The 26,337-nt window shown below is 38.3% G+C and carries 23 protein-coding genes; 11 read left to right on the top strand and 12 right to left on the bottom strand.

The features are described 5' to 3' along the window. Positions 1 to 14 precede the first annotated feature (14 nt). Positions 15 to 1,358, bottom strand: coding sequence for a branched-chain amino acid transport system II carrier protein (gene brnQ, locus KVT11_RS14185; RefSeq protein ID WP_057079202.1), 1,344 nt, complete (start codon positions 1,356 to 1,358; stop codon positions 15 to 17). A 202-nt stretch (positions 1,359 to 1,560) separates the two neighbouring features. Here brnQ and KVT11_RS14180 point away from each other — a divergent pair, with 202 nt between their 5' ends. The 9 genes from KVT11_RS14180 (at position 1,561) to KVT11_RS14140 (ending at position 12,231) form a co-directional block, all read left to right on the top strand. Continuing rightward, entirely contained in the window at positions 1,561 to 2,703 is a 1,143-nt protein-coding gene (locus tag KVT11_RS14180) for a cysteine desulfurase family protein (RefSeq protein WP_144610547.1), read from the top strand. Between the two features lie 4 nt (positions 2,704 to 2,707). Next, positions 2,708 to 3,913 (top strand): tRNA uracil 4-sulfurtransferase ThiI, encoded by a 1,206-nt coding sequence (gene thiI, locus KVT11_RS14175; RefSeq protein WP_007501769.1) that lies wholly within the window; start codon positions 2,708 to 2,710, stop codon positions 3,911 to 3,913. An 89-nt stretch (positions 3,914 to 4,002) separates the two neighbouring features. Beyond that, positions 4,003 to 4,215 carry an alpha/beta-type small acid-soluble spore protein gene (locus tag KVT11_RS14170; RefSeq protein WP_003216385.1) on the top strand — a complete coding sequence of 71 codons (213 nt, stop codon included), beginning with the start codon at positions 4,003 to 4,005 and terminating at the stop codon, positions 4,213 to 4,215. Positions 4,216 to 4,440: 225 nt separating this feature from the next. Then, positions 4,441 to 6,018, top strand: coding sequence for an acyl-CoA synthetase MbcS (gene mbcS / locus KVT11_RS14165; RefSeq protein WP_210552165.1), 1,578 nt, complete (start codon positions 4,441 to 4,443; stop codon positions 6,016 to 6,018). 281 nt (positions 6,019 to 6,299) lie between these two features. Then, positions 6,300 to 7,325: a hypothetical protein gene (locus KVT11_RS14160; protein WP_210552164.1), complete on the top strand. Its 1,026-nt coding sequence runs from the start codon at positions 6,300 to 6,302 to the stop codon at positions 7,323 to 7,325. Further along, the gene (locus KVT11_RS14155; RefSeq protein WP_210552163.1) at positions 7,322 to 9,256 is read left to right on the top strand and encodes an McrB family protein; all 1,935 of its coding nucleotides are present in this window, start codon (positions 7,322 to 7,324) and stop codon (positions 9,254 to 9,256) included. The genes KVT11_RS14160 and KVT11_RS14155 overlap by 4 nt, the downstream gene beginning before the upstream one ends. Further along, positions 9,240 to 11,069 (top strand): nuclease domain-containing protein, encoded by a 1,830-nt coding sequence (locus tag KVT11_RS14150; protein ID WP_210552162.1) that lies wholly within the window; start codon positions 9,240 to 9,242, stop codon positions 11,067 to 11,069. Before KVT11_RS14155 ends, KVT11_RS14150 begins: the two co-directional genes overlap by 17 nt. A 142-nt stretch (positions 11,070 to 11,211) precedes the next feature. Further along, on the top strand, positions 11,212 to 11,826 hold the full coding sequence (locus KVT11_RS14145; RefSeq protein ID WP_025207793.1) for a LysE/ArgO family amino acid transporter: 615 nt from the start codon (positions 11,212 to 11,214) through the stop codon (positions 11,824 to 11,826). Between the two features lie 228 nt (positions 11,827 to 12,054). Further along, positions 12,055 to 12,231, top strand: coding sequence for a hypothetical protein (locus KVT11_RS14140; protein ID WP_175415462.1), 177 nt, complete (start codon positions 12,055 to 12,057; stop codon positions 12,229 to 12,231). Between the two features lie 51 nt (positions 12,232 to 12,282). Here KVT11_RS14140 and KVT11_RS14135 read toward each other — a convergent pair whose 3' ends face one another. Continuing rightward, complete coding sequence (locus tag KVT11_RS14135; RefSeq protein WP_138826857.1) at positions 12,283 to 12,714, bottom strand: MarR family winged helix-turn-helix transcriptional regulator; 432 nt, start codon at positions 12,712 to 12,714, stop codon at positions 12,283 to 12,285. 119 nt (positions 12,715 to 12,833) lie between these two features. Here KVT11_RS14135 and KVT11_RS14130 point away from each other — a divergent pair, with 119 nt between their 5' ends. Next, positions 12,834 to 13,421 carry an NAD(P)H-dependent oxidoreductase gene (locus KVT11_RS14130; RefSeq protein ID WP_017358293.1) on the top strand — a complete coding sequence of 196 codons (588 nt, stop codon included), beginning with the start codon at positions 12,834 to 12,836 and terminating at the stop codon, positions 13,419 to 13,421. 105 nt (positions 13,422 to 13,526) lie between these two features. After that, positions 13,527 to 14,876: an amidohydrolase family protein gene (locus KVT11_RS14125; protein ID WP_048002747.1), complete on the top strand. Its 1,350-nt coding sequence runs from the start codon at positions 13,527 to 13,529 to the stop codon at positions 14,874 to 14,876. 40 nt (positions 14,877 to 14,916) lie between these two features. On the opposite strand, the gene KVT11_RS14120 is transcribed toward KVT11_RS14125, so the two are convergent. The 10 genes from KVT11_RS14120 to KVT11_RS14075 form a co-directional block, all read right to left on the bottom strand. Further along, a complete protein-coding gene (locus KVT11_RS14120; RefSeq protein ID WP_048002748.1) occupies positions 14,917 to 16,854 on the bottom strand; it encodes an ABC transporter permease in 1,938 nt (645 codons plus the stop codon). Continuing rightward, the gene (locus KVT11_RS14115; protein ID WP_046526491.1) at positions 16,844 to 17,605 is read right to left on the bottom strand and encodes an ABC transporter ATP-binding protein; all 762 of its coding nucleotides are present in this window, start codon (positions 17,603 to 17,605) and stop codon (positions 16,844 to 16,846) included. The genes KVT11_RS14120 and KVT11_RS14115 overlap by 11 nt, the downstream gene beginning before the upstream one ends. A gap of 105 nt (positions 17,606 to 17,710) precedes the next feature. Continuing rightward, positions 17,711 to 18,715 (bottom strand): sensor histidine kinase, encoded by a 1,005-nt coding sequence (locus tag KVT11_RS14110; protein WP_046526490.1) that lies wholly within the window; start codon positions 18,713 to 18,715, stop codon positions 17,711 to 17,713. Beyond that, the gene (locus KVT11_RS14105; protein ID WP_025207787.1) at positions 18,715 to 19,404 is read right to left on the bottom strand and encodes a response regulator transcription factor; all 690 of its coding nucleotides are present in this window, start codon (positions 19,402 to 19,404) and stop codon (positions 18,715 to 18,717) included. Before KVT11_RS14105 ends, KVT11_RS14110 begins: the two co-directional genes overlap by 1 nt. A gap of 109 nt (positions 19,405 to 19,513) precedes the next feature. Further along, a complete protein-coding gene (locus tag KVT11_RS14100) occupies positions 19,514 to 20,434 on the bottom strand; it encodes an iron-hydroxamate ABC transporter substrate-binding protein (protein WP_210552161.1) in 921 nt (306 codons plus the stop codon). A gap of 190 nt (positions 20,435 to 20,624) precedes the next feature. Then, a complete protein-coding gene (locus KVT11_RS14095) occupies positions 20,625 to 21,224 on the bottom strand; it encodes a response regulator transcription factor (protein WP_035391139.1) in 600 nt (199 codons plus the stop codon). Continuing rightward, entirely contained in the window at positions 21,221 to 22,357 is a 1,137-nt protein-coding gene (locus KVT11_RS14090; protein WP_035391140.1) for a sensor histidine kinase, read from the bottom strand. The genes KVT11_RS14095 and KVT11_RS14090 overlap by 4 nt, the downstream gene beginning before the upstream one ends. A gap of 117 nt (positions 22,358 to 22,474) precedes the next feature. Further along, positions 22,475 to 23,530, bottom strand: coding sequence for a Delta(5) desaturase DesA (gene desA, locus KVT11_RS14085; RefSeq protein ID WP_007501745.1), 1,056 nt, complete (start codon positions 23,528 to 23,530; stop codon positions 22,475 to 22,477). A 189-nt stretch (positions 23,531 to 23,719) separates the two neighbouring features. After that, positions 23,720 to 25,162, bottom strand: a complete 1,443-nt coding sequence (locus KVT11_RS14080) for a DEAD/DEAH box helicase (RefSeq protein ID WP_017367842.1) — start codon at positions 25,160 to 25,162, stop codon at positions 23,720 to 23,722. Positions 25,163 to 25,278: 116 nt separating this feature from the next. Next, entirely contained in the window at positions 25,279 to 26,082 is an 804-nt protein-coding gene (locus KVT11_RS14075; RefSeq protein WP_017358281.1) for an NAD kinase, read from the bottom strand. Positions 26,083 to 26,337 lie beyond the last annotated feature (255 nt).

The following is a 26,337-nucleotide window of genomic DNA, read 5'->3' as shown; positions in this document are numbered from 1 at the left end:
TGTTTAAAGAATGATTAGGATGCAAGCTGTTTAGGCGGACCAGTCAACATAGAGATGAGTACGCCAATCCCTGCGCCGATGATCGCTGGTACAACCCACCCAATGCCTAAATCGTAAAATGGAATGAATGAATCTAAGAAGTTAGGTAAACCCCCTAGATTGAATTTGGCAGCAAGTAAGCCGTCAATAATGGCAAAAAATCCAGTGAAGATCAAGGATACGACATAAATCACTCGTCTGCCGTTAATCCAGCGGTCAAGGAACGATAATAAAATAATGACAATGGCCAGTGGATATATCGCCACAAGTACAGGGACTGATAGAGAGATAATTTGTGCCAGTCCAAGGTTTGCAACGAATGTGCTAAATAAAGAAACAATTAGAACGACGGTACGATAAGAAAGCGCTGGGAAAAGCTTTGAAAAATATTCCCCGCATGACGAGACAAGTCCAACACTTGTTGTGAGACAAGCGAATAAAATGGCTGCGCCAAGAACAATGTTACCAGCAGAACCGAATAAAAAGTTTGCAGAAAGTGAAAGTAGTTTTCCTCCTTCATTTGCTCCGACCATTCCAGTTGCATCAGGGCTTGAAGCACCAACATAAGCAAGTGAAATATACACGAGTGCTAGTCCCACTGCTGCAACAAGACCAGCTTTTATACAAGCCGATGCAAGTGATTTTCGTTCTGTGATCCCTCTATCTTTCACAGCTGTTACGACCACGATTCCAAAAACGATAGAAGCAAGAGCATCCATTGTTTTATAACCTTCTAAAAACCCAGTAAAGAGAGGGTTTGCTTTATATGTCGCATCAGGCGCACCGATCATTCCCATCGGTGTAGCAATGGCTTTAAACACAATAATGGCAATAACTGCTAATAAGATTGGTGTCAGCACTTTACCAATTCGATCAACCAGCTTTGAAGGGTTTAAAGCAAGAAGATACGTAATGGTGAAAAACACCAGAGTAAAGATGAATAATGGAATCCATGATTCAGCCTGTCCTTCAGAAAGAAATGGAGCTAATCCAATTTCATAAGAAACGGTACCTGTTCGCGGAATGGCGAAAAATGGCCCAATGGATAAATACAGAATAACGGTGAAGATGGTCCCGAATTTAGGGTGAGCTTTATCCGCAAGACCTTTGGCTCCGGTACCTGTAAGGGCGACAGCAATAACCCCTAATAGCGGAAGACCTACGCCTGTGAGTAGAAATCCGCCGATGGCAAGCCATACGTTTTCACCAGCATATTGTCCAAGAACAGGCGGGAAAATCATATTTCCTGCGCCAAAGAATAATGCAAAAAGCATTAGTCCAATAGCCAATGTTTCTTTTATACTTAAACTATTTTTCAAAATAGTCCCTCCTCAATCAGTGTATTGTGTCAAATTTAAATATTCTGACAATTTAGGTGTTTATATGACAATTGCACTATGGATGATATAGTGAAAATGAAAAGTTGTCAACTGCCATTTTCAGAAAATTCTCTGTCTGACTTCATTATGGTAACATATAAATGCATTTATTTTTTAAGTTTTTTTGTAAGGAGTTTAAGATATGATTTATCTTGATAATAGTGCAACAACAAAGCCTTATCCAGAGGTTTTACAAGTACATCAGCAAGTGAGTGAGCGTTTTTTTGGGAATCCGTCTTCGCTGCATCAACTTGGAATTGATGCGAGCCGTCTATTAAGTGAAACGCGAAAACAAATCCTTCACTATACAGGCTTTACACAATATGAGATTATTTTTACTTCAGGTGCAACAGAAGCAAATAACATAGCCATCAAAGGGGCTGCTCTTGCCAAGATGAACCGAGGCAGACATATTGTCACAACAGCGATTGAGCATCCATCTGTCATCGAATCGTTTGAACAGCTGAAAACATTATTTGGCTTTGATATTTCCTATATTCAAGTAAATGAGCATGGCCGTGCAGATATGACGCATTTAAAAGAAGTGCTTCGCCCTGATACAGTGCTTGTCAGTCTCATGCATGTAAACAATGAAACAGGCGCGATTCAGCCGATAGAGGAAGCGGCAAGCATCATTCGGACGTATGCCAAAGAGGCGATTTTTCATGTCGACGGCGTACAAGGAATTGGCAAGGTTCCGCTGCCTAAAGAGATGGATATTGATCTTTTAACGATGTCAGGCCACAAGATTCACGGCTTGAAGGGAACAGGTGCCCTCTTTTTAAAGAAAGAGATCGTGCTTGCGCCTTTTATCACAGGAGGAGAGCAAGAACTTGGCCTTCGCTCAGGGACTGAGAATCCTGCTGGAGCTGTCAGCTTAGCAAAAGCCATCAAGCAATCATTTGAACATTTAAATAAGCATCATGACGAGATGATCGCTTTAAAAACGGAGCTAGAGCAGCAGCTTGGAAAGATAGAAGGCGTCGTCATAAACACACCGTTGACACATAGTGCACCGCACATTGTGAATTTTTCAGTGCCAGGTATTCAAATTGAAGTCCTTCTGCATATGCTCGAAAAAGAAGGCATTTACGTTTCGACAACGTCTGCTTGTTCTGCTAAGAAAAAGGAACCAAGCCGTGTCCTGCTGGCGATGGGGAAATCAGAAGATGCAGCCAAAAGCAGCATGAGAATCAGTTTGACATATGGACAAGGACCAGAGCTAGCGCCACAAATCATCACATCGATCGCACAAAGTGTGAAAAAATTAAAAGGAATGAGATAACAACATGAAGTATGACCATATTTTAGTCCGTTTTGGTGAGATTTCAACAAAAGGGAAAAATAGAAAGAAATTTATTGAAAAACTAAGACAGCACATCCGGTTTGTATTAAAAGACTTTGAAGCATTAAAGTATGCATCTGACAGAGACCGCATTACGATCATGCTAAACGGAGAAGACCCTGAACCAATTTCAGAACAGCTTAAAGGTGTATTTGGCATTCAAAGCTTTAGCCTGGCTGTGAAATGTGAGACAAATCTTGATGCCATCAAAGAAGCGGCACTCTCAGCGGTTCAGGAAGTGTATGAACAAGGAAATACATTTAAGGTCTCAACGAAACGCTCTTATAAACAATTTGAGCTTGATTCAAATGAAATGAACCGAGAAATTGGTGGACATGTTCTAAGGAATACAGACAACTTAACCGTTAATGTGAAACAGCCAGATGTTCACTTGCGAATTGAAATAAGAGAACACGCGACGTACATTACATTTAAAGATGTAAAAGGTGCAGGCGGACTGCCAGTTGGTTCAAGCGGAAGAGCGATGCTAATGCTCTCTGGCGGCTTTGACAGCCCAGTGGCAGGCTATCAGGCAATGAAACGAGGCATTCAAATTGAAGCTGTTCATTTCTTTAGCCCACCTTATACAAGTGAACGTGCTAAGCAAAAGGTCATTGATCTAGCGGAATGCTTAGCTGCCTATGGAGGCGAAGTCAAGCTTCACATCGTTCCTTTTACAAAAATCCAAGAGCTCATTCACAAACAAGTACCAGAAAACTATACGATGACTTCAACGAGAAGAATGATGCTCAAAATTGCAGATAAAATAAGAGCCAAGCGTGATGCGCTTGCCATTATTACAGGGGAAAGCCTTGGTCAAGTGGCAAGTCAGACACTTGAAAGCATGTATGCCATTAATCATGTCACAAACACACCAATCATTCGACCGCTGATTGCCGTGGATAAGAATGACATTATCGAAGAAGCGAGACGAATTGGCACATATGAGACAAGCATTCAGCCATTTGAGGATTGTTGCACGATCTTTACGCCGCCATCTCCAAAAACAAAACCAAAACTTGAAAAAGTAGAACGCTACGAAAGCTTTGCTGAATTCGAGCCAATGCTTGATGAGGCAGTGGAGCAGATCGAAACAATCGTTGTCACAAATGAAAAGAAAGCAGCTGACAAATTCGCTGATTTATTCTAAATAAAAAATTTCATAATAATTACCATAAAATCAATCGCATGAAGTCATGTGTTTCTACACATTCTATATTCACAAGGAGGTGAGAACACATGGCTCAACAAAACAGACAAAGCAGTTCTAATCAATTAGTCGTTCCAGGCGCTGCACAAGCGATCGACCAAATGAAGTACGAAATCGCTTCAGAATTTGGCGTAAACCTTGGACCAGAAACAACAGCTCGCGCTAACGGATCAGTTGGTGGAGAAATCACTAAGCGTCTTGTATCTTACGCTCAACAACATATGGGTGGCGGATCTTTCTAAGACACACAATTAAAAAGCTATGGCTTATGAGCGGGTTCATTCCCGCTCTTTTCTTTTTGTACATATAAATTGTTAGAATATTTTTAAAAAAGAAGACGAAATGAAAAAATTATGGCATAATACTAGGAGTAGGTCCTAATTCAAGCATTTTTCAGTTATGAGTGTTAGAATAGGTAAATTGAAACATGATTCGTTTCATAGAAAGAGGCTAAAAGGAGCTGTACCATGAAAAGAGAAGACTTAATTGCACCAGAACAATATAACTTAGTCAGTGAGATTGAAGCGTTCAGTCATGACCAGAAGAAAATCGCCCTGCACTGGCAGGACGGGAATGGCCATGAAGCGCATGTGACATATGCAGCATTAGTAGAAGAGGCGAATAAAATTGGTCATGTTCTATTAAATGCAGGCTTTAAAAAAGGCGATAAAATCATTGTGATGGTGCCTCGTATGCTAGAGGCATACAGCATTTATTTAGCCATTTTAAAAACAGGAATGGTTGTAATTCCTTGTTCAGAAATGCTTCGCGCTAAAGACATAGATTACCGAATTGAACATGCAGAAGCAAAAGGAGCGATTGTTTACGCATCATTCATTCAATCGTTTGAAGGAACCAACCAGCCAAAAGATTTCAAAACATTCTCGATTGGTGAGAATGATCATGGCTGGACAAACATTGTTGCGCAAAAGGAAGAGCAGTCAAGCGAGTTGAAATTGGCAGACACAACACGTACGGACATGGCATTTCTCTCTTATACATCAGGCACAACAGGTAATCCCAAAGGGGTTGTTCATACACACGGCTGGGCGTATGCACATTTACGTACAGCGGCCAAAGCATGGCTCTCCATTAATGAAGGGGATAAAGTATGGGCAACAGCAGGACCAGGCTGGCAAAAATGGGTGTGGAGTCCTCTCTTATCTGTTTTAGGAAGCGGAGCAGAAGGTTTTGTTTATGGAGGAAAGTTTAATCCGGATACGTACTTAGAGCTGCTTCAAAAAAATGAAATCAATGTTCTATGCTGTACTCCAACAGAATATCGATTTATGGCAAAAGTGGATGACCTCAGTCAGTACGAGCTACCAACATTGCATAGTGCTGTTTCTGCGGGAGAGCCACTCAACCGTGAAGTCATCGATACGTTCAAAAAACATTTCGATATCGAAGTGCGAGATGGTTACGGGCAAACAGAAAGCACGCTGCTAGTCGGGGTGCTGAAAGGAATGGACATCAAGCCAGGCAGCATGGGCAAACCAACACCTGGCAATGAAGTAGAGATCATTGATGAGAATGGCCAGATCTGTGCTCCAGGAGAAATAGGTGACATTGCCGTTCATCTTGAAACGCCGGCTTTATTCAAGGAATACTACAAAGATGCAGAGCGTACAAAGGCGCAGCGCCGAGGGGATTACTTTATCACCGGTGACCGTGCGAAAAAAGATGAAGACGGGTATTTTTGGTTTGAAAGCCGCAGGGATGACATCATTGTCAGCTCAGGTTATACAATTGGTCCATTTGAAGTCGAAGATGCACTGATTAAACACCCAGCAGTGAAAGAATGTGCGGTCGTGGCAAGTCCAGATGAAATCAGAGGATCAATCGTGAAAGCATACGTTGTCCTGCGAGATGCATCTGCACAAAGCGATGAGCTGATTAAAGAACTGCAAACACACGTGAAAAATACAACAGCACCGTACAAATATCCAAGAGAAATCGAATTCATTGACGAGCTACCAAAAACTCCGTCAGCGAAAATTCGACGTGTCGAGCTGAGAGAAAGAGAGCTTGCACGAAAAGGATAATCTTTTTTAATATTTTATTAATAGAAAAAGTCGGCTTAAGTACATTGTTTATGTCCTAAAGCTGGCTTTTTTAATTTCAACAAACTTTCTCTTAATTTAAAGCTAATTTCATGATATACGATGTTTATGAAGTTAAAAATTAATCTGTTGATGTTAATTTGTGGATGATGTATAATTTTTATGGAAAATTTAAGTTTAAATTTCTTAAATTAGAAATTTTTTAGGAGGATAGTCGTTGTTTTTGTTATTAAAATTTAAGTAATTTAGAGAGGGAAATAATTTTGGATAAAGAAATATGGAAAGAAATAATAGGGATTATACCAGATACAGAACTAATTGTTATCATTAAAAATTTGAATATCAAAATTAAAGGGTTTAGAGAACTTAATGCTAAAAATATCTCAACTTCAAAAAAAATTGCAACAGTCCAACTAATTAATAATTTCGAAAAAATCATTAAATATTATAACAACTTGAATATCAAGCCTTTAAACTCCGATAAACAAATTTCTTCAGAAGATATAAGGGGTGTAGGGAAAGAAAAATTAATAACCTTGTATGAAGACGGATTAAACTTGCACTTTATTTTTGGGGCATTACTTTCAAGTGAAAAAACAGAACACCATAATATAGCAAAAGATTTTAAAGTTTTAATTTTGAATAAGTATAAAAAAAATAACTTAGCTGATATTGAAATGAGTAACGCTAATGAACCATCTGGGAATGCGCAAAATTTTAAAGTGAATGTCAAAAAAATCGAAAAAAAATTAGATGAGTATAAGAAGAAGAATCAGGCAATAACTAAAGAGTTAAATACTCTTAGCAAAAAATATAAAGAAGATATAAGAGTGCTTACTGAAAGTAATAATGTATTAAAAAAAGAATTAAAAATTGAAAAAGAAAAATCAAAAAAAAGCGAAAAGAAGATATTGGAAATTAATTCTGAGTTGCTTCTCTATAATAAACAACTAAAAGAAGCACAGGAATTGTTATCTAATACAAATGAAGTCGCATCTAGTATAGAGGAGGCTCAAAATTTATTTTCGGAAATTTTAATATTAGGGGATCCACAAAATGAAATAACTGATAATTTAAAAAAGAAAGGACTTAACGTTGTGAATACCAGAGATATTCTCCAAATTTCTAATACTGACTTTATTAAGAGTTTCAGAGAAATATGGATATTAAGTTTTTTAGTGCCAGCTCAATATAAAAGAAGTATAAAAATTGGGAAAAATCAATCAATAAATGATTTCAAAGATTTTAAGGTCTTAAGAGAAGAATTAGAAAGAAGGATGAATAAATGAGCACAAGAACATGGAATACAGACTTAGTAGGTGTTTTAGACAACTATGAAAAATTAGATTCTCAATATAGAGATTCGATTTTTATAAATAAGCATAATAGCTTACAAATGAACATTAGAATAATTTCTCAAGGTGCAGCAAGCTTTCCTAATGTAAAAACTGTTACTTGTTTTAATTCTGCTCTTGAAAATTGGGGCTTTAATGATGATTTACAAGTGACTGATGAGGAAAGGAAAAAAAAGTTAAAAAATTGGCTAGAAGATAAGCTTTTTATATTTAATGTAGAAAGACGTTTAATATATAATACGCAACAAGACGGTGTTTATAGACAACAAGAAGTTTATAATGCGATTAATGTTAGGATAATTCACAAGCTGCCTAGCTTTACTAACGATTTAAATCTGATACCAATACCTATTTTTAGTTCGAAAAGCCATGAATACACCTTTGACGATTTCTTTTTTAAATTATCAAACGGAAAATTTATAGGAAGAATAGAAAATATCTCTCATGAACCAGAAGATACTCCTTCATTAATTATATGGAAAGAAGAAGATACTGATGAATTCAAAATATTTGGTGAATTTGTGCAGCATCAATATGCATACGGTGGATTCAATTTAAAGGAGAAAGAAGGAATAAAAGAATCTGTATTAAAGAGAGAAATTGCTGATGAATGCTATTATGGAGAATTTTGCCCTGATTTGCTTTTCATGCCTCTGGAGAAGTATTTAACTCTTACAGAAGAGATTGAAAAAGATGAAAAAACAATAACTCCAGAGCCAATTGAAGTTGTTAAAGAACAATTAAACGAAACAATTACTCCTAAAGAAATTACAACATTAGAAAAAGAGGAAGATTTTTTAAAGCAGTTTATGAAAATAACAAAGGAATGGGGACTTCAATATAGTGAAGAAGATTTAGTTAATTTCCATACAGCAATGAAGATATCGTCTCTAGTAATTTTAGCAGGAATGAGTGGGACAGGAAAATCAAAATTAGTTGAAACCTATGGATATTCATTAGGTCTTAAAGATAATTTGACAATCATACCAGTTAGTCCATCATGGACATCAGATTCTGATTTAATTGGTTTTGCTGATACCCTTAATATGGTGTATAGACCGGGTGATTCGGGTTTAATTAACACTTTAATAAAGGCTGAGCGTAGTGAAAAAGATGAATTGTTTATTATTTGTTTTGATGAAATGAATTTAGCAAGAGTAGAGCATTATTTCTCCCAATTTCTTTCAATTTTAGAGATGAGTAAAGGCAAAAGAGTTCTAAGGCTTTATAACGATGATTTAGAAAGTAGGCTATATAATTCAGCTCAATTTCCACCAACGATATCCATAGGGGAAAACGTACTATTTGTAGGTACTGTAAATATAGATGAATCAACTTATCATTTCTCTGATAAAGTTTTAGATAGAGCAAATGTTCTTTCGTTAGAAATTTTACCATTTCGTGGAATAAGAGAGGTTTCTGAAGAGAAGAAAAGGGCCAGAACAGATGAAATTAAACTAAGTACTTATAATTCTTTCAGGGATCAAGGTACAGATTTGAGATTAAATGACGATGAACTAGATTTCCTATGGGATCTTCATAATCTGTTTCAAATAACTAATAAGCAACTAGGAGTAGGTCCAAGAATAGTTAAACAAATAGATATGTACATAAAAAACCTCCCTAATATAAGTAGTATTACAAGAGGAGATGCTTTTGATATTCAAATCGTACAGCGTATTCTAACTAAGGTAAGAGGAACTGGTGAACAATTAAAAAATTTATTGATTGAGACAAATAAAAAGGAGAAAAGTAGTATTGTTGAATTATTTGATAAGTATGAGCATGTTTCAAGATTTTATAAGAGTAGAGAAATTATAAATCAGAAGGTGGAAGAAATAAATTATAATGGATACTCTATTTGAAGATAAAAATCAATTTAAAATTATTTTAACTTACTTAAAAAGAAAGGAGCCTCATGCTACAAAGGAGTATAGTGAATTATATTTTTTTACGAATTTAAATGATTTGGATGAAAACTATCAAAAATATATTGAATTTGAAGAAAATTCACCTTTAAAATTAACGTTTTATAGTGAAGATCAATCTGCGACTTGTTACATGGATGGATTTGATATATTGAATGATGAAGCATTAATATACGATGAAGAACTTGAAGAAAAGTATATATTTTCAAATACAACTGTTAAATTGTTTGAATATCCAAATAGCGGAAAAGAATATTATCCATATATACCTGGAATTTATACAATAAAAGTAATAATCAAAGATATTGTTTATTATTCTTATATAAAAGTTAAAGCAAAACATTTAACAGAAGACTCCATATCAATTATGAGAGAGGATGTACAAACTTACTTAAAAGGCCTAGCAACAGATATTGTAAGGAAACAGCCTAATAAAAAGAAAGATAGTAATATAAAAGTAGATTCGCAAATGCTAGATAAATACTTTGTTTTAAAGCAACATTTTAATGAAATACGAAGTATTCTCACTGATTTAATTGGAAATCCGAGGCACTCAATTAAAAAAGATTACGAGATGAGAAGTATAAATCAGTCTTTAAACATAGATTCGATTTCTATAAGGCATAGACTTAAACACCCTGAGTCTAGTCAATATATAAAATCTCTCAAAAAAGTAATCAGTTATAACAACCCTGAAAATATAATATTAAAAAAAATTGTGGAGAATTGGGTTGTTCTTTTAAATAAATTTTTAGAATCCATAAAATACAGTATGGAAGAAAATAATAAATATTATAAAAAGTTTTCGGAATATACACCCAATAGCATAAAGGAAGACTTACTTCAAGAATTAGAAAGTTATTCTGCTGATGCAACTAAAATGATAAACTCTTTAAATAAGTTGAGAGAAAATAATTGGTATAAAGAAATCGAAAATAAAAATACTACCTTCTTAAATTACAGTAAAGTATATTTAGATTTTCGTTACAAAAAATTTATTGAAATAAATAAATTGATGTTTTCAAATGAAAAAAATATAGATTTTGATTCTAAGTGGAATTATCATTGGAAAAGAACTGATCAACTATATGAAATTTGGGGATTTATTCAATTAATAGAAGTACTTAGTAAGACTGAATATAATTTTGAAATTGATCCAAGCGACTATTTTAACAATTCTTATTGGGGGAATAGCAAAAATTTATTAATACCTATTATACCGGAAGGAACAAAATTTAAACTTATTAAAGGTGATTTAGTGGTAAATGTTTTGTATAATAGTTTAATTCCAAAAAAACAAGAGAAAACTGATCTACACGATAAGCCTATATATACAACAGGAAAGAATACGAAACCTGACATGCGATTAGACGTATATATTAAAGAGATTTATGTTGGGACTATTTTACTAGACACAAAATATAGAGCAAGACATTTTGTAGAAAATGAAGTGAAGAATAATCAATCGGTTCAATTAACTAGTTATGCAGATAATGTAAGGTCTAAATTTATTTATGGTAGAAAAAAAACAGATAGAATTAGGCCAGTTCACAAAGTCGTGGTACTATATCCTGAACAAAAACAAAATAACATTAATCTAGAAGAAATAGCAGGAAGAAGTATTTCATTCTTGCCTCTGACGCCAAATTCAGATCTGACAAAATTTAAATTTAGTATTGAATCTTTAATTAGTGAAGTTATTGCTGAAGCCGAAGAAAATGGTATAGTACCAAGTCAGTACACTTTTTAACACTAACTATACAATCAATATCAAAGCGTTTGGATTGAAGCATCCAGCGCTTTTTTGTACGGAAAATCAAATTTTTAGATAGTTTTAAGCTATTACGTATTAAAGAATTTAAGTATTTCCATAAAAGGAGAATGTTCTGAAGATGTCGATTGCGATAATTCATGGAATTGTGCTTGCCTTTGGTCTTATTTTACCTTTGGGCGCACAAAATGTATTTGTATTTCAGCAAGGAGCCCTTCAGCCTCGATTATATCGCGTACTGCCTGTGGTCATTACAGCTGCTCTCTGCGACACACTTTTAATTACTTTAGCTGTCATTGGGGTTTCGGTTGTTGTACTCACCATTCCTATCTTGCAAATGGGTCTTTTTATCATTGGATTTTTCTTTTTACTTTATATGGGTTGGTCGGTTTGGAACACGAGCTCCGCAACAGGTAATCAAGAAACGATAGACCTGATGCCTGTGAGAAAACAAATCATATTTGCCTGTTCCGTTTCACTTTTAAATCCTCACGCGATTCTCGATACAATAGGAGTGATAGGAACGAACTCTCTTCAATATCATGGGGCGGAAAAGGTGGCATTTACCGCAGCCTGTATCATCGTCTCGTGGTTATGGTTTATGGGGCTTGCCCTTCTCGGGAAAATGTTAGGAAAGCTAGATACAAACGGCAAGTGGATGAACCGGATCAATAAAGCCTCTGCGGTCATGATCTGGCTGGTTGCATTATATATCGCCTATCAGCTTATTGGATAAAGGATACATAGAGCAAAAGAGACGTGATGTTGAACATGTCATTTGAAGAAGCGTTGGATGGAAAACATCCGGCGTTTTTTTGTTGTCTACTGTCTCGGGGCAAGCATCAGTTACACCCCGTTCATTTATCTCAGACATACTGACGATTCAATTACCTGGAGGAAATGATCAAAATAGAATGTATGCTACACTATAAAAATGTATTTTATTGGATGTGGAGGTTTTCAAATGGCTCATAAAGAACAGCGTAAAGGGGCAGTGCTTGCTGCCTTTGATACATTGACGTTTGGTGTACCAGTCTTGTTGTGGAATTTATATAAGAATACGAATAAAACATTGAAGCTGATGATCCCGATTATTCCAATAGTAGGTTTCATCACGTATCTTTTAGCTTCTCTTTACTAAGTGTTCAAAAATCATTTGCATGAGCGATACGCTCATGCTTTTTTCATTCGATCATTTTTTGAAGATGGTTTGATTTAATAGATGGAGAGCTTGTACGATATCATCCATTTGATTTTGGTCAGAAGAAGAAAGGCTGTCCATGAGCATGGATTCAATTTGTTGAAATGCTTTGTCCATACACGCACGGCCTTTTTTAGACAGCATAATGACATGTTTTCGCTTGTCATCTTTATCTGCTTGTCTATCAATGAATTGTTTTTCGTGAAGCTTTTTCAATTCTCTGCTGACATTCGGAAGAGACATGTGCTGACAATCGGCGATTTCGCTAGGTGTTAGCGGCTCACTGACGGCTAACTGCTCCAGAATCAAATATTGTAGAGTGGTTAGATCAGATGGTTTGATCTTGCTCATCATAGCATGTTTCAGCTCAGAAAAAGTAGAAGCAAATGTGACAAACTCTTTGAAAAAATGTGGGTTTTTCATCATTTTTCACCTCCTACGTACCATACCAAATTTGTTATCAAAAAACAATTATCATTTGACAACTAAAAAAGAGGGGTGTATGCTTTTTATTATCAAATGATAACTAAAGGAGACAAGCCATGAATGTACTCATTATTTATACTCACCCCCATCACAATAGTTTAAATGGTGCTTTTTTTAAAGAAATCCTAAAGGGCAGTGAAGAAAATCCAAACGTTCAAGAAGTGAGAATCATAGATTTATACCAAGACAAATTTGATCCTGTACTTATTTTTAATGAAGAGAAAAAAAGACGTGATATGCATAAGGACCCTGAGATTCAAGAATATCAAGAGAAAATCAAATGGGCAGACAACATCGTGTTTGTTTATCCGATTTGGTGGGGGCGGCCGCCAGCCATGCTGCTTGGTTTTATTGATCGCATGTTTGCAGCGAATTTTGCTTACCGTCAAACAGGCGGGCTGCTTCCAGAAGGCTTGTTAAAAGGAAAGAGGGCTGTATGTGTATCGACAATGCAAGGACCGACCCACTACCCTTTCTTCTTTTTGCAGAATGCCCACAAGGTGTTAATGAAACGAGCTCTTTTACAATATGTCGGGATTAAACCGGTGAAGTTCTTTGAGTTTGGCATGATGGAAAGTCCGAAAGGGAAGCATGACGTGAAATTAAAACGGATATACAACTATTTTCGGAATATCAGCTCATAAAACCACATTCCTTGAGTCACTCTTCTTCTAATTTGAACCTGTTATGTCTTAAAATGACAGAGAGAGTGAGTGACTCATTCTCTTTATTTGAAAAGGGGGATATGGATGAAGAAAACATTGTTTAAAGATGCGGCTCTTATCACACTTGATCCATCTTTAGGTTTTCTGGAGAAGGGAGATCTATTAATTGAAGGGGCACATATTTTAGAAGTCGGACCTTCGATTGAAGTAAGTGGTGCTGATGTTGTTGATGCGTCTGACATGGTCATCATGCCAGGGCTTGTGGATACCCATCGTCATGTGTGGCAGTCTGTCATACGGGGAATCGGAACAGATTGGTCTTTGCAAACGTATTTGAGCAAAATTTATTATGGCAACTATGGGGCGATGAGACGTCCATCAGATGATCGAATTGCTAATTATTTAGGCGCATTAGAGGCATTAGATGCAGGAGTGACCACGTTTTTCGACTGGACGATGATCAATTCTATGGATCATACAGAAGAACTCATTGGAGGTTTAAAAGATGCGGGTATTCGAGCGGTCTTTGGTTTTGGTACCTCTGGAGATGCAGCGTATTGGGACAGAGAGAGTACGCTCACGAATATGGAAGACGCAGCCCGCGTGAAACAAAAACATTTTCAATCTTCGGATCAGCTGTTGACGATGGGACTTGCCATTCGTGGACCTGAATTTTCTTCATGGGAGACGACCGTCTTTGAAATTGAAACAGCGAGATCACTAGATGCATTATGCAGTATGCACATTGGCTTTGGAAATTGGGGAGCAGCGGATCGATCGATTGAGCGGCTTCATCAAGCAGGGCTGCTCGGGCCTGATTTGAATATGGTGCATATCAATGCAATTGATGCAGATCAAATGAAGATGTTAGCTGACAGCGGAAGCTCCATCTCTATTACACCTGAGATTGAAATGATGATGGGACACGGATATCCTGTCACAGGGCTCGCCATTGAAAATGGCGTTCTGCCAACGCTTGGTGTAGATGTGGTGACAGCGACAGGCGGAGATTTATTTACTCAAATGAAATTCGGACTACAGGCGGAGCGGGCGATTCAAAATCAATCTTTATTGATGGAAGGGACGATGCCAGGGCCTGAACTTGGATTGTCTGCACAGCAAATGCTTGAAGCAGCCACAATAAATGGGGCTCGTGCCTTGAAGCTTGATGACAAAATTGGCTCACTCACACCTGGAAAAGAAGCTGATTTTCTCTTGATCGATCGGACAAGCATGAATCTTCTTCCGATGACAGATCCAGCTGGGGCAGTTGTGCAAACGGCACACCCTTCAAATGTTGATTCTGTCTATGTGGCTGGAAAAGCAGTGAAACAAAATGGGAAGCTAGTTGGAGTGAACTTAGAAGAGATCAAACAAAAAGCTTATGCGGCAAGAGATCATATTTTATCGCATCAGTTTGAATCAACAAAATGACATGCAATATCCCCATAGGCCACTGCCTATGGGGAATACTTTACAACGATTCTTTAATGACTTTTTTGTAATACTGGACAGATAGGAATCCGAAGATAGAATATAGCACCGTATAAATCGACATGACGATGAGCATTGGTGTCCACAGTTCACCGCCGAATAAAAACCAGCCTGACTGTACTGCAAAGTAGCTGTGCAGCAACCCGACAACGAGCGGAATCCCAAAGTTAAATAGCTGTTTGAGCCGAATACCTTTTAATAGATCCTTCTCAGTAAAACCAAGCTTACGCAAGATCGTGTAAGAGCTTTGTTCTTCTTCACTTTCATTCATTTGCTTAAAGTATAAAATACAGCCTGATGTGACAAGGAAGCTGAGGCCTAAAAATCCGACCACAAACATCATCAGTCCTATTGTTTGCTTTTGCTGCTGAGTGGTAGCCAATTGAGACATGCTGTTGTCACCTAGTTTTAAAGAGGTAAACACATCATTCGCTTGTTTAAGGTTTTGATCATCTTTTATATTGACTGCGTGATATTGATTATTCTCAATCTGAAGTTTAGGGTCTTTCTGCTGGTCAAGCTGCTCAAAGACACTTTGACTGACGACAGCAACAGGTAGACCACCAAACGTGAAGTTGTAAGAGATGAGGTAATCTTTCTTCATATCAATGACCTTTAAATCAAGGGGTTTCTTAATAAGTAGTTTCACATCACCTGAACTTTGAATCGGCATGAATTTCTTCAATAAATCACTGTAGCCGCTTAAGATGACTTCGTTGCTTTTCACATGAATATTCGGTGCGTTTTTCTCACTGATCACAGGTAGAGTTAAGACACCTGGATCATTATTCATATTTTTAATCTCTGAATCCATGATCTTTTTTGCGTCAAACTTCGCTTGAATGACCTTGAACTGCTTTGTTTCATACGCAATATGTTTGTCAGAAAGTGCACGAGTGAAGGTGTTGGCTTCTTTCTCAGATCCCATGACGAAATGTGAAGGGATCTGTTGTTCAGCGGTTTTTTCTGCTGAGTAATAGGAAATGTAGCTTAAAGATAACAACCCGATGGCAAGTGCAGATACCGTTGTAATAATCGTTAAAAGCAGTGCGTTTGATTTTAACCGGAACATAATAGATGACAGAGACAGGACTTCATGAATGGCGAGATAGCCATTTTTTCGTTTACGTACGATATTGGCAATGAACGAAACAGAGCCTTTATAGAAAAGAAAGGTACCGATAATGACAGAGCCAAGAATATAAATCATTGCTAAAAGTAACTCAAGCATGGACGTATATGTGCCGGTAAAAAGCTGAGAAGAAATATAATAGCCTGAGCTGATGAATGCAATGCCTAGAACCCCAATGATGATTTCAAACACAGAGATTTTTTTCACACGCTGTTCTGTAGAAGATGTGGTTCTAAACAAAGATAAAATCGTCTGTCTATTAATAAACCATCGATTTCTTAACATAATTAATCCATAGATGACGAAAAAGACGATCAGTGTCTGCAAAAGGGCCATGCCTGAAAAATGCAGGTTGGCGATGGCGTTCACGCCGGTTACTTTAAATAGCACCATCAGCATGAGTTTTGAACCGATAAATCCAGCTATGATACCAACAGCCATGGAGACCACGTATAGGATAAAGTTTTCTGCATTGAGTAGTTTGGCAATTTTTTGTTTCGTCATGCCAATGAGCTGCAGGAGACCTATTTCTCTCCCTCTTCGTTTAATAAAAATGCTGTTCGCATATAACAGGAAGATTCCAACGATGGCAATGAGTAGTACTGAAGCGGCTTTAATCGACGCACCGCCCTTAATGGACCCCTTTACATCATCAAGTGCTGGTGAGTACTGCAAGGTGACAAAGGAAAAATAGAGCGCCACACTAAATACAAGTGCAAACACGTATAAATAGTAATTTTTTAAGTTTTTCTTCAGATTACGGAAGACGAGCTGATTAATGTTCATGCTTCACACCGCCTAAAACACCTTGCGTTTTCATAATATCCTCGAAAAACATCTTTCTCTCTAGAGCGCCTTTATTCAATTGTGTATAGATCTGTCCATCTTTGATAAAAATCACTCGTCTTGAATAACTGGCTGCAACAGGGTCATGCGTCACCATGACAATGGTTGCTTTGCGCTTGTGATTGAATTCTTGCAGCTTGTTCAGTAAGTCAGAAGCAGATTTGGAATCAAGTGCTCCAGTTGGTTCATCAGCAAAAATGAGGCTTGGTTCATGAATAAAGGCACGTACCGCAGATGTCCGTTGCTTTTGTCCACCAGACAGTTCATTTGGATATTTGTCTCTTAGTTCATAAATCCCCATATCCTCTGCAAGCTGTTGAAAGCGTTCAAAAGCTTCTTGTTTAGGCGTTTTGGAGATGGATAATGGCAAGAGGATGTTCTCTTTAACCGTGAGTGTATCAAGTAAGTTGTAATCCTGAAAAACAAATCCAAGCTGTTTTTTTCTAAATTCAGCGAGCTGCTGATCTTTCATTTGCGTCATTTCTGCATCTGCGATCCGAATCGATCCGCTGGACACATGATCAATCGATGACAATACGTTCAAAAGGGTCGTTTTCCCCGAGCCTGATGGCCCCATGATGCTGACAAATTCTCCAGCTTCTATCGTCAAATCAATGCCTTTCAGCACCTCTTGTTTATTGAATTTATTTCCATAGCTTTTATATAACTTGCGAGCTTCTAAAATGTTCATTTGTCGAACCCCTTTTTTATTTAATTGATATCTCTAGTATAAAAAGAAGCCGATCAGACTTCCTGCGATTTGACGAACAAAACAGACGAGCATGTGACATTGTTGTCACATGCTCGCAATATGCACAAAATCATTCTTTTTCGGAAAAATAAAGGTGAAAGTTGTCCCTTGATCTAATGTGGAGTTGACCTCGATCGTGATATGAAGAGCGTCAGCTCCCTTTTTCGTTAAATAGAGCCCCATGCCTGTGGAGGCCGCGTCATTGTGATGTCTTGTGGAGGTAAAGCCTTTTTCAAAAATACGGGACACGTCTCTTGGGTCAATTCCTCTGCCTTGATCTGTGATGGTGAGCACCACTTGTTCGTTCATTTGTTTGCTTTCGATGATAATGTCAGATGATTGGCTGTACTTGACGGCGTTTGTCAGCACTTGTCTGATCATAAAGGATAACCATTTTGTATCACTTAATACATCTCGCTCTTCTAATAAAAGGTCAAAGCCAATTCCTTTTTGCATACACCACGATTGGAGCGCTTTGATTTCTTTCGTTAGCATGTTTTGGAGATCCAGTTTTTCAATAAATAAATCATTTTCAATATGTTGGATCCTGCTCTGATGCAGCTGTGCATCAAGGAGTAAATGTATTCTAAGCCATTCATATGTCATATTTGTTTTGAGCGGCTGTTCTGTTATGCGGTCAATCATTAAGTGCATCGCCGTGAGCGGCGTTTTCACCTCATGTATCCATGAGAGCAGTTCATCTTTTTCTTCTTCCAGCGCAGTCTTTTGCTTAGTCGTCATCTGGCGGTATCGGTCGATTTGCTCTGACGCTGCCTCCTGTACAATTTGTTCAAAGGGGGAAGAGGGTTTGAGACGCATTTGATGGTCTATATTTTCATCCCATTCTTTCAGTTGCATGTAATAAGCAGTTTCTTTCCGGTAACGAAAAAAAAGAAAAACAATGAAGAGTAATGTAGACAAAAGCACGATATAAAAAAGAGAAGCGAGTGGAATCGTTGTATCCAAATATGCAACAAAGAGAATGAGAAGCTGCAAACTAAGAAAGAACAAGATCCAGCTTCTTCGTTCTTTTAGAAATGCTTGCAGCATCATTGATCATCCTTTTCTTTTGCAAGATAACCTTGACCCACCTTTGTTTCAATGAAGGCGCCAAGGGAGATTTCGTCTAGTTTTTTTCTAAGGCGGTTGACGTTTACAGTGAGTGTATTGTCACTCACGAATCGTTCATCGTCCCATAAAGCTTGGATGAGTGATTCCCTTTTGACGATATGGTTTTTATGCTGAATTAATTCTTTTAGAATAAAAAACTCATTTTTTGTTAATTCAATCTCACCGTTTTCATTTGTCACTGTATTATTTTCGAGGTCAAGGGTAGCGCCGCACCAGACTTTTAAGTTGGCTGGTTCCGCATTATAATCATGGACTCGGCGAAGAACAGCACTTACTTTGGCGATGAGAACGTCAAAGTGAAAGGGCTTTTGTACAAAATCATCAGCTCCAAGCTGCATCGACATGACCATATCAGCAGGATGATCACGAGAGGAAAGAAAGATGATGGGCACATTAGAATGATGCCGAATCATCCGGCACCAATGAAAGCCATCGTACTTTGGTAGCTGAATATCAATAATGACTAAATCAGGCTGGATGGAAGTGAACTCCTGCATGACCTGTTGAAAATTGTTGATCCCATACACATCATAAGACCAGTTGACTAAACGTTCTTTGATTTCTTGGAAGAGGGTTGTATCATCCTCAATCAGCAAAATTTTAAACAAAACGAGCACCACACTTTTTGAATTACTTGTACATCATTGTAGCGGAAAACAGGCACTCCCGCTAGAAGCAGACAGTAAAAAAGCAAGGGAAGAGATCCCTTGCTTCGGTTTATTTACCTAAAAAGTGCTTTTTAAAGAATGATAATTGATATTCAAGTGTGAGCGGGTCATTAAAGTAAAACTCTTCCGCATTTGCTTCATACACACGATGTTTTTTCACAGCAGGAATGGACTTATAGATTTCACTGTTTTGATAGGAATTGTCCATTTCGCTGTTTTTGCTAATGATCATATAGTCTCCGGCAAATTCAGGGATGACCTCTTGTGATACCGCATAATAACCAGCTTTTAATGCTTTTTCTTTTACTTTTTCAGGCATTTTTAGTTTCATTGCTTGGTAGAGGATTTCTGTTCCGCGACCCCATGCATCTCCAAAGACGTAAAGGTCTTTTGTGCCGCTTTCAAAGACAGATACGGTTGCATCTTCACCAATTTTTGCTTTGATTTCTTTGCCAGTTTCAGCTGCGCGTTTTTTGAAATCCTTGACCCATGCTTCTGCTTCTTTTTCTTTGTTTAAGACTTTTCCAATTTCAATATGCTGCTGAAGGTAATCGACTTTGTTATACGTGAATAAAACAGTTGGGGCGATTTTTTTCAGTTTTTCTACATTTTTTGCACCGCTTAAACCGATGATGACATCAGGCTTTAGCTTCATGATTTTTTCCACATTTTCATCGGATACTTCTTCCACATTTTTTAATTTCTTTTTGAAACGTGGGTTCTTTTTTGACCAAGAGTCAACGCCCACAAGGTTCACATCAAGTGACAAGACATTTCCTGTATAAGAGGCGAGAACAACAACACGTTTTGGATTTGCTGGCAGCTTCACAGGTCCATTTTCAGATTGATATGTAATCGTGTCTGACGTTGATTGATTTTTTCCTTTATTTGAGGAAGAGTTGTTGCTATTGCCACATGCGCTCAACGCAAGTACGAAGATGAGCATCAGAGGGAACAATATTTTCTTCATGAATGTAGACTCCTTTGAAATCGGCACATAAGCCGTGTATTTGGTTGTATGAGTGATAATGATAATTATTATCACTCAGATATCATACCATAGATGTGAGGTTTGTTGTCAATGATATTTTAGCTGTGGATAGAGGAATTCTGATAGAAAGAAAAAAAGATCAAGGCAGTGTATGACCTGATCTTTTTTCTTATTTAAACCAGCCTTTTTCTTTGGAACGAGTAATGGCCTCAATTCGGTTTTTGACTTCTAGTTTATCTAAAATAACGGATATGTAGTTTCGGACAGTGCCGCTTTTTATGCTGAGTTCCTTGGCGATTTCTTTTGTGTTTTTTCCGTCTGCGACGAGTTCTAGAACCGACTTTTCTCGTTCAGTTAAAGGATTTTCGTCGCTATACAAGTCTTCCATTAATTCAGGGGCGTACACCTTTTTCCCTTTCATCACGCTGCGGATGGCACTTGCCAAATCCTCGCTTGGGCTGTCTTTCAGCATGTAGCCGCTAACGCCAGCTTTCAGCGCTCTTTGAAAATAGCCAGAACGGGCAAAGGTAGTTAAAATGATGATCTTCACATCAGACTTTTTGAGTTCTTCAGCGGCATCGAGCCCAGATTTTCCTGGCATCTCAATATCCATTAAACAAATGTCGACCGGGTGTTTTTTAGCAAAATCTATGGCGTCCTGGCCGTTTGTGCCTTTTCCAACAACCGTCATATCGTCTTCTAAATCGAGAAGCGATCCAAGAGCACCGAGCAGCATTTGCTGATCCTCTGCGATAAAGATGTTAATCATTTTATTTCCTCCTTATCTTTCGCTGCTGAATCATTTGGAATGCTCATGATCAGCTTCGTCCCGTTTTTTGTCTCAATGTGCAGGCGTCCATTTGCAAATTCCAATCTTTCTCTAATCCCTGCAAGGCCATGTCCCTTCGTTTGAGAGGATGGATGACTGCCTTTAAATGTGCCGTTATCCTCAACTGTAATGACAGCTTCCTTTGACTTTTGATGAATCGTGATTTGACAGACAGTGGCGTCGCTATGCTTGACGACATTCGTCACGGCCTCTTTGATGCACATGCTCACAATGTTTTCGTTAAGAAGAGAGATGTGTTTCGGCGCTTCCTTTTCATCATAAATCATGTCAATATCCGCGGCTTCAAGGATTTGCTTGATGTTCAATATTTCATCTTTGATCCGAATGCCTTTCATGGAAGAAACAATTTTCCGCACTTCATTTAGAGACGTTCTAGCTGTCTGCTGGACACTCTTTAGTTCGGCACGAGCCTGTTCAGGGTCTTTATACACGAGTTTACGGGCAAGGTCACTCTTTAATCCAATGAGAGAGAGTTTTTGTCCAAGTGTGTCATGCAGATCGCGAGCAATTCGCTGTCTTTCTTCAAGTTTGACAAGATCGGCGATCCGTTCATTGGCATATTCTAATTTCTCTTCTAGCCGTTCACGTTCCTTCCTGCTTCGAATGCTAAGAGGGAGGAGGATGGCGCTGATCAGTGTAATTACGACAAACGGAATTTGTGTGAGAAACCATCCCTTTTTTAAAATCAAGCTAAAGTTCACTGCTACGGCGGCGCTCCCTAGATGAATATAGTATAAGATATAGAAAGGGACTTTTCTTTTGATATGCCCGTTGAAATAGGCGATACAAAAAGCAAAATAAATGTAGCTGTAGAGCATCACATAACCAGTTGAAATGGCGATTAATACAAGGCCGAATACATATAACGACCAGCCCTTTGAGACAAAGGCAAAACGGTAGACCGCAAAAAAGACGACGTTTAAAATAATGCCGATCACAATGCCTAAAGTCGAAGGGGTCTTAAAGATAAAATAAAAGGGCAGGATGAAAAAAATCGCCCAAATATATGGGGAAATCCCATGCAGTTTTTGAATTTTCAGTTGTTTTTTCATCCGTGATTCACCTTTTTCATTTTTTCAGTCTTTTTCACTACTTTATCAAATTGAACAGGTGAGCGCATCCTGCAAATACAACAAGCTCCTTCTATTGTAAGAAAGAGCTTGCGCCAATTATGCATTCTTCTTCAGAATGTCTCCTTTAATGACAGGTGCGGGCATCTTCTTAGATTGCCGTGCTTCTTTAAAGGTAACGAATGCTTTCGTTTCTTCATCCCAAAGTCTAAATTTCATTGATTCGATACTTGTTTTTAACGTGATGGTTGGCACATTTTGAAGCGGCTCACTATGATCATGTGCATGCTCCAAGTGATAATTCGGTACCCTCGGACTTAAATGATGAACATGGTGATAGCCGATATTGCCTGTTAACCATTGAAGAAGCTTTGGCAATTTGTAAAAAGAACTGCCTTCTACAGCTGCCTGCACGTAATTCCAATGTTCATCTGCTTCAAAGTAAGAATCTTCAAATGTATGCTGCACGTAAAACAGCCATACGCCGATTGATCCTGAGATCAGGAAGATTGGACCTTGGACAAGCAGGAACTCCTGCCAGCCAAAAAGAAGACACGTTGCAGTTGCTAGCGCAATGATGCTCACGTTTGTGAAATACGTGTTCCAGCGCTCTTTTTTACGAGCATTTTTGACGTTGAAACGGTTTTTTAAGAGAAAAACAAAGATCGGTCCTAAAATAAACATCACAAAAGGATTACGGTAAAATCTGTAGCGAAACTTCGTCCAAGCTGATGCCTCTTGATATTCTTTGACTGTCAGTAGCCAAATGTCGCCAGTACCTCGTTTGTCTAGATTACTGCTTGTGGCATGGTGAATTGAATGATCTCTTTGCCATTGAAGATAAGGGAAAAGGGTGAGTACGCCCGTTACAAATCCGAACAGGTGATTTAGCGGCTTCTGTTTAAAAAAGGATTGATGGCAGCAGTCGTGAAAAATAATAAAGACACGTACTAAAAAACCAGCTGCAATCACCGCAAAGAAGAGGGTTAAAAGGTAGGAGATGTTCAGGCTATAATAGGCAAGAAACCAAAGCCCCAAAAATGGAATGAATGTATTAAAGAGTTGAATGATACTTTTTTTCGAATTAGCACCAGAGAATTGGCCAACTTGTTTTCTTAAAGTGGCTTGCTGCTGTGTGTTTGTTGAAGTCGTCATGAACGTTCAAGTCCTTTCCGTTTCTTTCTACTTCAAAGTATAGAAGGAAAGGTGTCATGCTCATAGTAGCACCCATCATGTATTCAATATGACATTTGTCATGTTGGACGCGGGAAAGGCTGATGGTTCAAGGGTTGTAAGCTTATTTTATTTTAAATAAAAAAAGTAAAGGCGCTTAGCCTTCACTTTTTATGCACGTGCTTCATGTACTTTTAACTGCTTGCCTTTAATCGTTGTGTGCCGCATGGCTTTTAGCACAAGAGGGCCTTTGCCATTTAAAATATCTACATATGTTTTCGTTTCCTGAATGGTAATAATCCCAATGTCATCAAACGCAACGCCGTCTATTTTGGCGATCGTTCCAACGAAATCAACTGCCCGGAGTTTCTTTTTCTTCCCGCCATTAAAATACAGCTTCATAATATCTTTTTCTATGCCGGCCTGCTTATTTTCCTTTTGAATCGGTGTTTCAATTTTTTCTTCAAAGCTTGCCACATGCTGTTCTGCTTCTTCTTTTGTAGGATAAGGCTGAATTTGAAAATGAATGCCAGCTTCCTCTTTTAATTCTTCAATGAGCGGCTGCCCGTGCCTTGTCATAAACGCAATCGTTTTTCCGCTTTTACCCGCTCTGCCAGTTCTTCCAGTCCGGTGAATGTAGCGTTCTTTTTCATATGGCAAGTCGTAATGAATGACATGTGTCATATCACTGACATCAATTCCTCGGGCTGCAATATCTGTTGCGATCAAATAACGGAATTCCCCGTTTTTAAATTCATCCATGACGGCAAAGCGGTCTTCCTGCCTCATCCCGCCATGAATCTTATCGCAAGGAACATCCCACTCATCTAGCTTCATCGTCAGCTCATTCACTCGCTCCTGCGTATTGCAAAAAATGATACAGCTATCTGGATTTTCAATGACAATCGTTCGTTGAAGTAATGAAAACTTGCCTTCTTCCTCGGTTTCAATCAACGTGTGGGTGATTTGCTGCTTCGTCGTTTCCTCCCGAGCAATCTCTATCACTTTTGGCGATTGTAAAAACTGCTCACTCAAATCCTTCATTTCATCAGACATCGTCGCTGAAAATAACATCGACATCCGCTTTGGCGGCAGATGCTGAATAATAGAAGAGACTTGATCAATAAATCCCATGTTCAGCATTTCGTCTGCTTCATCTAACACGAAAAATGACAGATTGTCTAAAGAAAGTGTCCCTTTTTCGAGGTGATCCAATATTCGTCCTGGCGTTCCGCACACAATGTGGTTCTTTTGTGCAAGCTCTATTTTTTGTGCTTGAAATGGAGCTTTTCCATAAATGGCGGCCGCTTTGATTCGTTTAAATCGTCCGAGGCTGGTCAGATCCTGTTTGACCTGCATGGCAAGTTCTCTTGTTGGGACGAGGATGAGGGCTTGAGGTTTATTCTCAGCCCAATCCACCATTTCACAAATTGGCAGACCGTAGGCTGCTGTTTTGCCACTGCCTGTCTGAGATTTGACAATGAGGTCCTGCTTTGAAAAAGCAACGGATAATGTCTCGTGCTGGACGGGTGTAGGTGTATGGAAATGAAGCGCTTCTAGCGCTTGTTTCAATTCATCGCTTAATGGATATTGATCAAAATGTTGTAATGGCATCGTGTTCTCCTTTTCGTACATGTATACTTGTGACATCATACCATATCTTTTCAAAGACACCATGACCTTGAATGAAAAGGCATGAAAAAAAGCCCCATAAAGGAGCTTTTCAATAATTAAAGGAATCTGCGTTTCACTTTTTCCCAATAGGAATTATCTTTTAATTTGACTGTTTTGATCACTTTACCAGAAAGGCCAATGTCAATTTGTTTGACATGTTTTGTACCTAACGCTTCGTTATCAAGACCGATAATTGGGTGGTCGTTACCGTCCTGAACAACCTTTAGTGTCAGCTTGCGGTCACTGCTTAAAATGAAAGGAGCTCCAAGTGTACGGTATGAGTTGTTATTCAGCGATGCCAGCTCGGTTACTTGCATACACGGAAGCATCGGATCCACCACGGCGCCATTGACAGATTTATTGTAGGCTGTTGAACCGGTCGGAGTGGAAATAATCATCCCGTCGCCTCTAAAGGTTTCAAAATGGAAATCATCTATATACACATCGATGACAAATGTTTTAATGATGCTAGAGCGGATCGACAGTTCGTTTAAACAATGGAACTGGTTTGTACTGTCAACGCTTACATCGATGATCGGATATTTTCTCACTTCAATTTGTTCAGTGTTCATGGCATCAATCATTTGATCAAAATGTTCTAACGAAAAATCGCAGTATAGGTGCGAATTCTCTGTTTTTGATACCCCTACATACAAGCAGTCATCCCGGAAGTTCGTTTTGCGAACCGCTTGAAGAAATGTACCATCTCCACCAATTGAAGCAATGATATGGGCATCTTCTGCACGCTTTACGACGTGAAAGCCTTGATCGGTAGCGAGCTTCTCCAGAGAAGAAATGTGTCCATCCAATTCATGATCTTTTTTGTAAAAGAAAAATACATTGCGACGATTGTCTGTCATTGACGTTCTCCCCTTTGTTGTCAAAAATAGATTTCGAGTAGTAAAGGGCTTACATAAAAACCCTTGTTCACATTTTACACTTTTTTCATATGAAAGTAAAAATATTAGAGAGACGCTTCATCATGATAGAGGCTTCCATTTAAGAAATGAGTCATTGTAAGTGATTAGACGACGCTGACTTTGAGCATAATTTAATAGCTCATTTTGGAAGAAAGAGAGGTCTGGGCGTTTCGTTGTGAAGATGGTCTGAGCTAT

It is taken from the genome of Bacillus sp. GbtcB10 (genome assembly GCF_019091365.1).
GTDB lineage: Bacteria > Bacillota > Bacilli > Bacillales > Bacillaceae > Bacillus > Bacillus altitudinis.
The sequence above is the reverse complement of the archived record's forward strand: the minus strand, read 5'-3'. Positions and strand labels throughout refer to the sequence as shown.